Source organism: Caulobacter sp. SRI_014 (assembly GCF_057586315.1).
On the sequence record NZ_JBYCZQ010000011.1, the window covers coordinates 39,316 to 51,071 of the forward strand.

Consider the following 11,756-nt stretch of genomic DNA (forward strand, 5'->3'; position numbering starts at 1 on the left):
ACCATGCCCAAGACCGTCATCACCCCGCCCGGGACCGTCACCCCCATCGCCCCCTTCTCGCCGGGAACCCTGGCCGATGGCGTGGTCTATGTCTCCGGCACCCTGGCCTTCGACAAGGACAACAACGTCGCCCACGTCGGCGACGCCGAGGGCCAGACGCGGCAGGTGCTGGAAACCATCAAGTCGGTGATCGAAACGGCCGGCGGGACCATGGACGACGTGACCATGAACCACATCTTCCTCAAGGACTGGGCCGACTACGCGGCCATGAACAAGGTCTATGCGGAGTATTTCCCGGGCGAGAAGCCGGCCCGGTTCTGCATCGTCTGCGGCCTGGTGCGGCCCGACTTCCTGGTCGAAATCGCCAGCATCGCCCACATCGGAAAATAGCGGGGGGCAAGTAACCGCCGATACGATCCAACCGTCGGGTTGGCGACAGAGTGAGAACAACTCCCGGTTAGGTCCGGTGTCGCTCGCCGATGGAAACGGGGGTCCAGACAAGGCGAAGGGGCGCACCGGGGGGGTGGTGCGCCCCTTCTTTTGTCAGGCGCGGGGGGATGCGCCGTGACGCCTGCCCGGATCGGATTGGGGGGGACCCAGGCAGGATTCGAATATCGTTGTCAGTTCAGGCTGTCGCTCCGCCCCCCAACGCCTTGTACAGTGTGGCAGAAGTTTGCGCCCTCACAAGCCATAGCGCAACCAGTGCCTTCTCAGCGCTGTATCTGGTTCTCTGTGCATCTAGCAAGACCAGATAGCTATCTATCCCCTGTTCGTAGCGGATTCTTGAAAGCCGCTCGGCATCCTGCGCGGCGACCAAAAGGCGAGCGGCGGCATCGAGTCGCCTATTGAGCGTCGTCTGTGTGGCCAGGCCGTCGGCGACTTCGCGGAAGGCGGTCTGCACCGTCTTCTCGTATTGGGCGAGTGCAACCTCGCGATCCACCTTTGCAACCCTGAGATTTGCCGCATTGGCCCCGCCGTCGAAGATCGGCAGCGAGATCTGCGGAGCGAAGCTCCAGGCCCCCGATCCACCACCGAACAGGCCCGACAGTTCGGTGCTGGCAGAGCCGGCGCCGGCGGTCAGGGTGATGCGCGGGAAGAAGGCCGCGCGGGCGGCGCCGATGTTGGCGTTCATGCCCTTCAGGCTGTGCTCGGCGGCCATGATATCTGGCCGGCGGTTCAGCAGGTCCGACGGCGTCCCGGCCGGCAGGTCGTGGCGGATGGCCAGATGCTGCAGATCGCCGCTGGGCAGCAGACCCACGGGAACCTCAGCCCCGGCCAGCAGGGTCAGGGCGTTGCGGTCGCGGGCGACCTGGGCCTGGGCGGCGGCGAGATCGCCCCTCGCCTGTTCCGCCAGGGTCTCGGCCTGACGCACCTCCAACAGGTTGGCGGCCCCGCCTTCCTGGCGCTTGCGGGTCAGGGCCAGGGAGGCCTCGGCGGACTTCAGCGTGCCTTCGGAGACGGTCAGCAGATCCTGGTCGGCGGCCAGCGTGATCCAGGCGGTGGCGGTCTCGGCGATCAGGCTGATCTGCACCGCGCGGCGGGTCTCGGCCGTCGCCAGGTAGCTCTGCAGGGCGGCGGCGTTGAGGCTGCGCACCCGGCCGAACAGATCGACCTCATAGGCGGTGACCCCGAGGCTGGCGCTCCAGGACTCCGACTCCACGGCGGACGGGGTCCCGGCCACCTCAGCCGGAGTCCGGCTGCGGGAACCGCTGATCCCGGCGTCGAGGCCCGGCAGGGAAGCCGACCGCTGAACGCGGTACTGCGCCCGGGCCCGCTCGATGTTCAGCACGGCGACGCGCAGGTCGCGGTTCTGGTCGAGGGCCAGCTGGATGACCCCCTGCAGGCGGGCGTCCCGGTAGACGTCCTTCCAGGCAAGGTCGGCGGCGTTGCCGGCCTGGTCGGCGGCGCCCGGCCAGGCCTGGGCGACCGGTAGGGCGGGCTTGTCATAGGCCGGCGCCATGGAGGCGCAGGCCGAAAGGACGGTAGTGGCCATCAACAGGCCGGCGATCAGGGCGCGTTTCATTCGGCGCCTCCTTCCAGCGACGGCGCTTGCGCCTTCGGCTTGCGTGTGAAGAACCGCTGCACCAGCACGTAGAACAGCGGCACGAAGATCAGGCCGAGCACGACCGCCGCGATCAGGCCGCCGATGACGCCGGTGCCGACCGCGTTCTGGGCGCCGGAACCGGCCCCGTTGGAGATGGCCAGCGGCAGGACGCCGAACATGAAGGCGAAGCTGGTCATCAGGATCGGCCGCAGGCGGATGCGGACGGCCTCCAGGGTGGCGTCGATGAGGGATGACCCCCTCGCCTGCGCTTCCCTGGCGAACTCGACGATCAGGATGGCGTTCTTGGCCGCCAGCCCCATGGTCGTCAGCAGCCCGACCTGGAAGTAGATGTCGTTGCTCAGGCCCCGCACTGTCGTGGCCAGCACCGCGCCGAGCACGCCCAGCGGGATGGCCAGGATGACGGCGACCGGGATGGTCCAGCTCTCGTAGAGGGCGGCCAGCAACAGGAAGACGACCAGGATCGAGAGGCCATAGAGCATCGGCGCCTGGCCGCCCGACTCCTGCTCCTGCAATGACAGCCCCGACCATTCGTAGCCGATGCCGGCCGGCAGCTTGGCGATGATGCCTTCCATGGCCTTCATGGCGTCGCCCGAGCTTTTGCCGGGGGCGGCCGAGCCCTGGATGTTCATCGACGAGACGCCGTTGTAGCGCTCCAGCCGCGAGGGCCCGTGGGTCCAGCTGGTCTGGGCCACGGCGGTCAGGGGCACCATCTGGCCGGCGTTGTTGCGCAGCTGGATCTGGCTGAGGTCCTCAGGGCGGCTGCGGTAGGGCGCGTCCGACTGCATGTAGACGCGCTTGACCCGGCCACGATCGACGAAGTCGTTGATGTAGGAGCCGCCCAGCACGCTGGAGATGGTGGTGTTGATGTCGCTGATCGACAGGCCGAGCGCCTGGGCCTTGGCCTGGTCGACGGTCAGCTTCAGCTGCGAGGTGTCGTCCTGGCCGTTGGGGCGAACGCCCGTCAGGTTGGGATCCTGGGCGGCCATGCCGAGCAGCTGGCCACGGGCGGCGAGCAGAGCGTCATGGCCGACGCCGCCGACGTCCTTCAGCTGCAGGTCGAAGCCGGAGGAGGTGCCCAGTTCCGGCACCGCCGGCGGGGTCAGGGCGAAGATCATCGCCTCGCGCACCTGGCCGAAGGCGCCCATGGCCCGCTCGGTGATGGCCGGTGCGCGCAACCTGGCGGCCGACCGTTCCTCGAAGGGTTTCAGGCGGATGAAGCCGATGCCGGCGTTCTGGCCGGCGCCGGAGAAGCTGAAGCCGGCGACCGTGAAGATCGACTGCACACTGTCCTTCTCATCAACCAGGAAGTGGTTCTCGACCTTGCGCAGGGTGGCCAGGGTCTGGTCCTGGGTCGAACCGGCCGGCAGCTGGACCTGGACCATCATGATCCCCTGGTCCTCAGGCGGCAGGAAGCTGGAGGGCAGGCGGACGAACAGGATGCCCATGACCACCAGGATGCCGGCGAAGATGGCCAGGTACCGGACGCTCTTGCCGAACATCGTGCCGACGAAGCGGGCGTACCAGTCGCGGCCCTTGTTGAAGTTGCGGTTGAACCAGCCGAACGCGCCCTTGTCCGTATAGGCGTGGCCAGGCTTGACCGGCTTGAGCAGCGTCGCGCACAGGGCCGGGGTCAGGACCAGGGCGACCAGCACCGACAGGGCCATGGCGGTGACCAGGGTGACCGAGAACTGGCGGTAGATGACGCCCTGCGACCCGCCAAAGAAGGCCATCGGCACGAACACGGCGCTGAGCACGGCGGCGATGCCGATCAGGGCGCCGGTGATCTCGCCCATCGACTTCTTGGTCGCTTCCTTTGGACTTAGGCCTTCCTCGCTCATCAGCCGCTCGACGTTCTCGACCACGACGATGGCGTCATCGACCAAGAGGCCGATGGCCAGTACCAGGGCGAACATCGTCAGGGTGTTGATCGAGTAGCCGAGGGCGAACAGCACGCCCATGGTCCCCAGAAGGACGATAGGCACGGCGATGGCCGGGATCAGGGTGGCGCGCCAGTTCTGCAGGAAGACGAACATGACGATGAAGACCAGGACCATGGCCTCGGCCAGGGTCTTGATGACCTCCTCGATCGACTTCTTCACGAAGGGCGAGGTGTCGTAGCCGATGGCGTAGCTGATGCCTTCAGGGAACGACTTGGCCTGGATCTCGAGCTCCTTGTTGACCCGCTCGGCGGTGTCCAGGGCGTTGGCCCCGGTGGCCAGGCGGATGGCGAAACCGGCGGCCGGCTTGCCGTTGAACCGCGAGGACGACAGGTAGCTGTCGGCGCCGAGCTCGACCCGGGCAACGTCCTGCAGGCGGACGGCGGAACCGTCAGCGCTGGATTTGACGATGATCTGGCGGAACTCTTCAGGCGTGTTGAGGCGCGACTGGGCGGTGATGGTGGCGTTGAGCGATGCGCCCTCCGCGGTCGGCGGGCCGCCGATCTGGCCGGCGGAAACCTGAGCGTTCTGGGCCCGCACGGCGGCGGAGACATCGGCCGGGGTGATGCCGACGGCGGCCATCTTCACCGGGTCGAGCCAGATGCGCATGGCGTATTGCGAGCCGAACAGCTGGACCTCCCCGACCCCGTCGACGCGGCTGATGGCGTCGACCAGGTTGGCGGCGGCGTAGTCGCCAAGGTCGGTGCTGGTCTTGCTTCCGTCCGGCGAATAGAGGCCGACGACCATCATGAAGTTGCGGGCCGCCTTCGACACGGTCAGCCCCTGCTGCTGCACCTCGGTGGGCAACAGCGCCGTGGCCGCCGACAGCTTGTTCTGCACCTGGACCTGGGCGATGTCCGGGTCGGTCCCGGCCTTGAAGGTCAGGGTGGTGTTGGCGGCGCCGGAGCCGTCACTGGTCGAGCTCATGTACAGCAGGCCATCAAGGCCCTTCATGCGCTGTTCGACGATCTGGGTGACGCTGTCCTCGACCGTCTTGGCCGAGGCGCCGGGATAGTTGGCGCTGATCGACACCTGCGGCAGGGCGATGGACGGGTACTGCGCGACCGGCAGGTTCATGATGGAAAGAGCGCCGGCCAGCATGACGATAATGGCCAGCACCCAGGCAAAGATCGGGCGTTCGATGAAAAAGCGCGACAGCATTCTGGGTGAATCCTAGCGCTTGCCGGCGACGGTGGCCGGGCGCTGGCCCGGCGCCGCGACAGCGACGTCACCACCCGGTCTCACCGACTGCAGGCCCTCGACGATGACCTGATCGCCGGGCTTCAAGCCGGCGGTGATCACCCAGCGGTCGCCCTTGGTCTGGTCGGCGGTGACCTGGCGGGTGACGGCCTTGTTGCCCGGGCCGACGACCAGGACGCTGGCGGCGCCCTTGGCGTCGCGGGTCACGGCGGTCTGGGGCACCAGGATGGCGTCGGTGGCGACGCCGGTGGTCAGGCGGGCGCGGACGTACATGCCGGGCAGCAGCTGGCCGTCCGGGTTGGCGAACACCGCCCGCAGGCCGATTGAGCCGGTGCCGGCGTCGACCGTGACGTCGGAGAAGGCCAGGCGCCCCTCGATCGGATACTCACTGCCGTCCTCGAGGATCAGTTTGACCGCCGCCGTGCCGGCCTGATCGAGTTGGCCGCTGGAGAAGCGGGCCCGCAGTTTCAGCAGGTCGGTGGAGGACTGGTTGAGGTCGACATAGACCGCGTCCAGCTTCTGGACGGTGGCCAGGGGCGCGACCTGGCTGGCGGTGACCAGGGCGCCGGGGGTGACCGAGGACTTGCCGATGCGGCCGCTGATCGGGGCGGTGACGCGGGTGAAGCCCAGATTGATGCGGGCGGAATCGACAGCCGCCTTCTGGAAGGCGACGTTCGCCTGCGCCTGTTTGAAGGCTGACTGGGCGTCGTCATTGTCCTGCTTGCTGACCGCGCCCGTCGCGGCCAGCGCGCCGTAGCGCTCGGCCTTCAGCCGGGCCGAATCGCGGGCCGCTTCAGCCTGGGCGAGACCCGCCCGGGCGCTGTCGTAGGCGGCCTGATAGGTGGCCGGGTCGATCTGGTAGAGCAGCTGGCCGGCGCGGACCATGCCGCCCTCGACGAAGTGGCGGCTCTTGATGATGCCGCCGACCTGCGGCCGGACTTCCGAGACCAGCACGGCGCTCGTGCGGCCCTGCAGTTCGGTGGTCAGGGTGACCGGCTCGGTCTTGGCCACCTGGACGCCGACGCTGGCCGGCCCGCCGAAGCCGGACTGGGCGTTGGCCGCCCCGTCGTCACACCCCGCAAGGGCCAGGGCGGCGAGGCCGAGCGCCACGGCGCCCGCCTGAATCGACGAGATAGGGGTGCGCGGACGGGCGTCTCGCGGGGAGAACTGACGCATGGGGGAGGCCTTGTTGATTACACACAAATGTGAGAATGAACGTTCATTCTCAGTTCAGGCATACCTAGATAGGGGATGACCTCAAGTCAACCTGCGACCCGGCGATTTTGTCGCGGACCGCAAACCGGTGCATAGCGTTAGAGCAAGGAACACATGATCGACGCCCCCGCCCCTTCCCGCCCCTCCGTCGAGGAGCGCCGCCAGCAGATCCAGGACGCCGCGGCGGCCTGTTTCCGGCGTTCAGGATTTCACGGGGCCAGCATGCAGGAGATCGCCAGGACGGCGAACCTGAGCGTCGGCCAGATCTACCGCTACTTCGAAAACAAGGAAGCGATCATCGAGGCCATCGTCGAACAGGACCTGGCCGACAAGCGCGAGAAGTTCGCCGAGTTCTACGAGACCCCGGGCGACATGGCCCAGTACATGGTCGAGAACTGCGCCGGGGCCATCGACAAGTTCTGGGACCGTGAGCGGGCCGCCCTGATGCTCGAGGTGCTGGCCGAGGCCGCGCGCAACCCCAAGGTCGCCGCCATCCTGCACAACCGCGATGAGCAGGAGCACGAAATGACGGTCCAGTTCCGCCAGCGCATCCGGCGCAAGGGCTGGAGCGAGGAGGAGACCGAACTGCGCGCCGAGCTGGTCGGCATGATGTTCGACGGCATGGCCTCGCGCTCGATCAACAGCAATATCGATCCGGCCCGGCTGGAGCCGGTGCTGAAGAAGGTGATGGCCCAGATTCTTGGCGTCGACCTGCCGCCGCATCACCCCTGCCCCAAAGAAAAATGACCCCGGAGGCGAACCTCCGGGGCCAAGGCAGTGTCATCAGGAGCCGTCATCAGGGCTGACGGCGGCCCATGGGTTGGGCCTTAGTAGCGGCGGTAGCCGCCGCCATAGCCGTAGTCGTCATCGCGCACTTCCTGCCGGACCCGGAAGGCCAGCCGGTCGAGGCGCTGGTCGAGGTCGGCCCGTTCCCAGCGGCTCAGGTGGCGATCGTAGCGATAGCGGGCTTCGATCCGCTTGATTTCCCACAGCTGCTCACGCAGGCGGCGCGCTTCGCGGTGGTTCAGGCGGCCGTTGCGCTCGGCGCGGGCGATGCGTTGCTGGATCTGGTCCTGGCGGGCGTCGATCGAGCCGCCGCCGTGGCCGCCGCCATAGCCGCCGCCGTACAGGCCGCCGCCACCGTAGCCACCGCCATAGGGTTGGGCCGCGGCCGGCATGGCCGCCGCAGCGGTTCCAAGGGTCGCAACAGCCGCGACCGCCATCAGCATCTTCTTCATGGGGTACTCTCCATCTGCTTGGTCGCGCTGCCGGGGTGACAACGCTGAGATGGAGTTCAACATTTCAGTCCTGAAACGAACCTGAGACGTTTGTTGTCTGGCGTTCAGCCAGATGAACGGGTGCGCGGTCCCGGTCCGTCATCCCAGGCACAAACCTGGGTCCCATCGACATTTGCTCCCCATTCCCTACCGCTCATCCCGGCGAATGCCGGGATGAGCGGATTTTGGGGGAAGGCCTGTATGTCGAATGGCCCAGGATGATGGGCGGTGGCGCGCGACAGCAGCGCCAAGATCATCAAATTGTAAGGGGGGAGAAGGTGTCGGCTGACCTAGCTTCCGATGCGGGGGGCTGGGGGGGCTGTTCAGGATCCGGACCGGGGCCGATCAGCCGACATAGGGACAATGGTCGGGGGGTGTGGCCGTGACTTGCTCGGATTAGGGCGGCAATGGGGCTTTTTCGTTTACGCGCGCCCGCCCGGCGCCTCGTTGTGGCGATACCACACAAGACCCCAAATCGGCCGGCCAGGCGCTCCCCGCAATTGAGTCGGCCGGTTTTAGGCCCGATAGTGCGCGTGAACGGCGGCCAGATCCTGGTCGCCGGGGCGTGGGGCCCTCCGCGGCGCCTCCGGGACATTGCGTCCCGCGCGGATCATCAGAGGCGGCGAAGGCGGTCCCGAGGGGCCGCCTTTTCTGCATTAAACTTCTGTCATCTGGCTCCATGACGGGGACAGCCTGCCCCCCTCCCCCTAGAACAGCCACGGGCCGGTCTCTCTTCGAGAGTCCAACTTTGCATTTTGAGCCCGTCCGGGCTCGGGCTGTTCAGGGATCATTCCGTTGCGTCTGTTCGTGCTCGTTCTCGGCCTGCTGGCGTTCGCCGGCGCGGCCCATGCCGACCCTCTGCGCCAGACCAAGGCGCCCTTCGAGGACAAGTTCCGCCAGCTGGAAGGCGAGGACTGGCCCACCCCAACCGACTACCGCAACGCCGCCGGCGCCCCGGGCTACCGCTACTGGCAGCAGAAGGTGGACTACAGGCTGGCCGCCACCCTCGACGAGCCGGCGCGGACGATCCGCGGCTCGGGCACGGTGACCTACGCCAACAATTCGCCGGACGAGATGCGCTATCTGTGGCTGCTGCTCGACCAGAACCGGTTCAAGCGCGACAGCCTGTCGGAGCTGAGCACCACCGTCTCCGGCTCGGGCACGATGTCCTACGACGCCATCCGCCGCGCCAAGCGCTTCCAGAGCTGGGAAGGCGGCTTCTCCAACCTCAAGGTCACCACCGCCGACGGGACGCCCCTGACGTTCACCGTCGTCGACAGCCTGATGCGCATCGAGCTGCCGACGCCGCTGAAGAGCGGCGAGAGCTTCAAGTTCGCCATGGAATGGACCGTCCCGCTGATCGAGACCCGGGTGATCGGCGGCCGTGGCGGCTATGAGTGCTTCACCAAGCCGGACGAGGACGGCAATTGCCTGTTCCTGGGCTCGCAGTGGTTCCCCCGCCTGGCCGTCTATTCGGACTATGAGGGCTGGCACAACAAGGCCTTCCTCGGCGGCGGCGAGTTCACCCTCGAGTTCGGCGACTACGACGTCAGCCTGACCGTCCCGGCCGACCACGTCATCTCCTCGACCGGCGAACTGCAGAACCCGGGCGAGGTGCTGACCGCCGCCCAGCAGGCTCGCTTCGAGAAGGCCAAGACGGCCTCCGAGCCGATCTACATCGTCACCCCGGCCGAGGCGGCCGCCGCTGAAAAGGGCCGCGCGACCACCACCAAGACCTGGCGGTTCAAGGCCGAAAACGTCCGCGACTTCGCCTTCGCCTCCAGCCGCAAGTTCATCTGGGACGCCCAGGGGGTGAAGCAGGATTACGCCGACCAGCCCCTGGTCATGGCCATGAGCTTCTACCCGAAGGAGGCGCGGCCCCTGTGGGACGCCTATTCGACCAAGGCCATCGTCCACACCATCAAGGTCTATGGCGAGTTCGCCTTCCCCTATCCCTATCCGACCTCGCAGTCCGTCAACGGGCCGGTCGGCGGGATGGAATATCCGATGATCACCTTCAACGGTCCGCGTCCGATCAAGGACAAGAAGACCGGCGCCCTGACCTATACCGAGCGGGCCAAGTACGGCCTGATCGGCGTGGTCATCCACGAGGTCGGCCACAACTGGTTCCCGATGATCGTCAACAGCGACGAGCGCCAGTGGACCTGGATGGACGAGGGGCTGAACACCTTCCTGCAGTTCCAGGCCCAGCAGCGCTGGGACGAGAAGTTCCCCAGCCGCCGGGGCGAGCCGCGCACCATCGTCGAATACATGGTCTCCAGGGACCAGGTGCCGATCATGGTGCAGTCCGACAGCCTTCTGCAGTTCGGCTCCAACAGCTATGGCAAGCCGGCCGCCGCCCTGGTCGTCCTGCGCGAGACGGTGCTCGGCCGCGAGCTGTTCGACTACAGCTTCAAGGAATACGCCCGCCGCTGGCGCTTCAAACGCCCGACGCCCTACGACTTCTTCCGCACCATGGAAGAGGCCTCAGGGGTCGATCTGGACTGGTTCTGGCGCGGCTGGTTCTACAGCACCGACCATGTCGACATCTCGCTCGACAAGATCGTCCAGGCGCGGGTCGATACGCTGGATCCGGTGCGAGAGAAGGCGCTGAAGCAGGAGCGGGCCAAGCAGGACCCGATCGGCCTGACCAACCTGCGCAACACCGATCCGACGGTGGTCGAGCTCGATCCCAATGTGCGGGACCTCTACGACACCACGACCGAGTTCACCGTCACCGAGGCCGACCGCAAGAAGTCGAAGGACGCCCTCGCCCGGCTGGACCCCGAGGACCGGGAGGCGCTGGCCGTCACCGACAACTTCTACCACTTCACCTTCAGCAACCTCGGCGGCCTGGTGATGCCGGTGATCCTGAAGATGGAGTTCACCGACGGCACGACCCAGACCGTGCGCATCCCGGCCGAGGTCTGGCGCAAGAACAGCCGCCAGGTGACCTGGCAGTTCGTGACGCCGAAAACCCTCAAGAGCGCGTTGATTGATCCAAGTTGGGAGACCGCCGACGCCGATGTCGCCAATAACGCCTTCCCGCGCGCCATCACCCCGCTGACCTTCAAGCCGGCCTCCGACGATCCGGAGAACAACCGCATGAAGGACATGGGCCTGCAGGTCTCGCCCGACGGCCTGGCCACCAGGCCGGCCCCGAAGAAGGACTAGCCGGTGCGGCGTCTATGGATCGCCCTGTCTGTGATGCTGCTGGCCCTGGCCGGCGCTGGAGCGGCGCTGGCCCATCGCGGCCACGCCACCCTGTCGGTGGTGGTCATCGATCAGATCACCGGCGAGGTCACTGTCACCCACCGCATGGCCGCCCATGACGCCGAACCGGCCCTGGCCATCATCGCGCCGGACGAACAGTCCAGCCTCGACAACGACATCGCCATGGAAGCCTTCGTCGCCCACATCGAGAACCACTTCACCGTCAACGGCGAGACCCTGCGCTTCGAGACCCGCGAGGCCGAGGGCGACGAACTAGCCCTTGTGTTCAAGGGGCGGGTGAAAACGCCGGTGAAGTCGGTCGTCGTCGAGGCCGACCTCTTGCCGCAGATCGATGCCGATCTGCCGGAATTCCAGGTCAACGTCCGCGTCGGCAAGGTGACCCGCACCCTGCTCTTCCGCCCCGGCGTCGGCGCCCAGACGGCGATGTTCGACTGAGCCTGGCGGCTTGATGAATATGTCTAGACATATCCATTTCACCCCTTCCGGACGCCCTGAACCAACCCGCCAATGCAGGGTGGCCCCGGGTGGCTTTCGGGTGGTCATTCCGCCCCATAAGGCCACATGAAACGCAGCCTTAAGCGGACCCCAGGGTGGACTTAGGGCGTTGATTTTACTTGTTTAATTGTCCGACGCCAGATGCTATGCTGACGTCATCCCGCTACCCGGTCTTCTGCTTCATCCACTTCACCGCCACGGTGCCGGCAAAGCCGATCAGGCAGATGAAGAAGGCGATCTTCGCCAGCCCCCCGGCGACGTCGACGACGAAGCCCAGGATGCCAGCGATGATGGCGACGAACAGGAAGAGCCCGGCGAGTTTCAGCATTCTGC

Annotated in this window: 9 protein-coding genes; 4 read left to right on the top strand and 5 right to left on the bottom strand. The window is 66.7% G+C overall.

All coding sequences use genetic code 11. The annotated features are described in order from the left end of the window. The first annotated feature begins 3 nt into the window (after positions 1-3). Positions 4-390: a pyrimidine utilization protein C gene (gene rutC / locus AC2YG9_RS19095; RefSeq protein WP_487299585.1), complete on the top strand. Its 387-nt coding sequence runs from the start codon at positions 4-6 to the stop codon at positions 388-390. Positions 391-625: 235 nt separating this feature from the next. Here rutC and AC2YG9_RS19100 read toward each other — a convergent pair whose 3' ends face one another. Genes AC2YG9_RS19100 through AC2YG9_RS19110 form a run of 3 tightly spaced genes read right to left on the bottom strand, consistent with a single transcriptional unit; the run spans position 626 to position 6,378 of the window. Continuing rightward, on the bottom strand, positions 626-2,023 hold the full coding sequence (locus tag AC2YG9_RS19100) for an efflux transporter outer membrane subunit (protein ID WP_487299586.1): 1,398 nt from the start codon (positions 2,021-2,023) through the stop codon (positions 626-628). Beyond that, on the bottom strand, positions 2,020-5,163 hold the full coding sequence (locus AC2YG9_RS19105; protein ID WP_487299587.1) for an efflux RND transporter permease subunit: 3,144 nt from the start codon (positions 5,161-5,163) through the stop codon (positions 2,020-2,022). Before AC2YG9_RS19105 ends, AC2YG9_RS19100 begins: the two co-directional genes overlap by 4 nt. A gap of 12 nt (positions 5,164-5,175) precedes the next feature. Beyond that, complete coding sequence (locus AC2YG9_RS19110; protein WP_487299588.1) at positions 5,176-6,378, bottom strand: efflux RND transporter periplasmic adaptor subunit; 1,203 nt, start codon at positions 6,376-6,378, stop codon at positions 5,176-5,178. Positions 6,379-6,531: 153 nt separating this feature from the next. On the opposite strand from AC2YG9_RS19110, the gene AC2YG9_RS19115 reads away from it, so the two are divergent. Beyond that, a complete protein-coding gene (locus AC2YG9_RS19115; protein WP_487299589.1) occupies positions 6,532-7,164 on the top strand; it encodes a TetR/AcrR family transcriptional regulator in 633 nt (210 codons plus the stop codon). 80 nt (positions 7,165-7,244) lie between these two features. Here AC2YG9_RS19115 and AC2YG9_RS19120 read toward each other — a convergent pair whose 3' ends face one another. Then, positions 7,245-7,655 carry a hypothetical protein gene (locus AC2YG9_RS19120; RefSeq protein WP_487299590.1) on the bottom strand — a complete coding sequence of 137 codons (411 nt, stop codon included), beginning with the start codon at positions 7,653-7,655 and terminating at the stop codon, positions 7,245-7,247. An 834-nt stretch (positions 7,656-8,489) separates the two neighbouring features. Between AC2YG9_RS19120 and AC2YG9_RS19125 the strand changes: the two genes are divergently transcribed. Beyond that, a complete protein-coding gene (locus AC2YG9_RS19125) occupies positions 8,490-10,868 on the top strand; it encodes a M1 family metallopeptidase (RefSeq protein ID WP_487299591.1) in 2,379 nt (792 codons plus the stop codon). Between the two features lie 3 nt (positions 10,869-10,871). Then, positions 10,872-11,363, top strand: a complete 492-nt coding sequence (locus AC2YG9_RS19130) for a DUF6702 family protein (RefSeq protein WP_487299592.1) — start codon at positions 10,872-10,874, stop codon at positions 11,361-11,363. 223 nt (positions 11,364-11,586) lie between these two features. Here AC2YG9_RS19130 and AC2YG9_RS19135 read toward each other — a convergent pair whose 3' ends face one another. Next, a complete protein-coding gene (locus AC2YG9_RS19135; protein WP_487299593.1) occupies positions 11,587-11,751 on the bottom strand; it encodes a hypothetical protein in 165 nt (54 codons plus the stop codon). Between the last annotated feature and the right edge of the window lie 5 nt (positions 11,752-11,756).